This window comes from Mesorhizobium sp. M5C.F.Ca.IN.020.32.2.1 (assembly GCF_004023105.1).
GTDB lineage: Bacteria > Pseudomonadota > Alphaproteobacteria > Rhizobiales > Rhizobiaceae > Mesorhizobium > Mesorhizobium wenxiniae.
This window is the reverse complement of record NZ_RZSX01001411.1, coordinates 1-915: the sequence shown is the minus strand read 5'-3', so window position 1 is coordinate 915 and position 915 is coordinate 1. Positions and strand designations below refer to the sequence as shown.

Sequence of the window (915 nt, the reverse complement as noted above, 5' to 3'; positions counted from 1 at the left end):
GGATAATTGCGCAGCAGGCCGTAATTCAGCGAGGCGCGGGCGAATTCCCGGATCGACTCGTCGAGGTTGTACATTGCCATGGCGACGCCGGCGGCCGGCGCATCGAACACGTCATGCTCGATCACATTGCCGTCCTCGCCGACGAACTTGATCGTCAGCTTGCCCTTGCCGGGAAAGCGGAAGTCGGTGGCGCGGTACTGGTCGCCGAAAGCATGACGGCCGACGATGATCGGCTTGGTCCAGCCGGGCACCAGCCGCGGCACGTTCTTCATGATGATCGGCTCGCGAAAGATGGTGCCGCCGAGGATGTTGCGGATCGTGCCGTTCGGCGACTTCCACATCTTCTTCAGCTTGAATTCTTCGACGCGCTGCTCGTCGGGCGTGATCGTCGCGCATTTCACGCCGACGCCGTGTTTCTTGATGGCATTGGCCGCCTCGATGGTCACCTGGTCGTTGGTGGCGTCGCGGTGCTCGACGCCGAGGTCGTAATATTCAAGCTTCAGATCGAGATAGGGGTGGATCAGCTTGTCCTTGATGAACTGCCAGATGATGCGGGTCATCTCGTCGCCGTCGAGTTCGACGACCGGGTTCGCCACCTTGATCTTCGCCATGGAAAGAATGCCTCATTGTTGGGATCGGAACGGCCTTGCCCGCATGGCTTTCGGCCGGGAATGGGCCCGTATATCAAAGCATTTTTGGCCGCGCAAACGGCGATCCGCGCGGGCGTGCTTCACCATCGCCATCGGCCACTCTTTGTGAAAGCTTCATTTTCGCGGCCGGATATGGCAGGGGACGCTGAAATGCCGCAAACAGCAGTTCATTGACAGCCATGCAAGCCAGCAACGACCTCCCTCCTGCCGCAGGCCCGGCGATCATCCTGGTCGAGCCGCAGCTCGGCGAGAACATCGGCATGGT

At 60.5% G+C, this 915-nt stretch carries 1 protein-coding gene; it reads right to left on the bottom strand.

Annotated elements, in window-relative coordinates:
* On the bottom strand, nucleotides 1-611 hold a 611-nt coding region (locus EOA86_RS36395; RefSeq protein WP_128345815.1), incomplete at its 3' end, for an NADP-dependent isocitrate dehydrogenase.
* Nucleotides 612-915 lie beyond the last annotated feature (304 nt).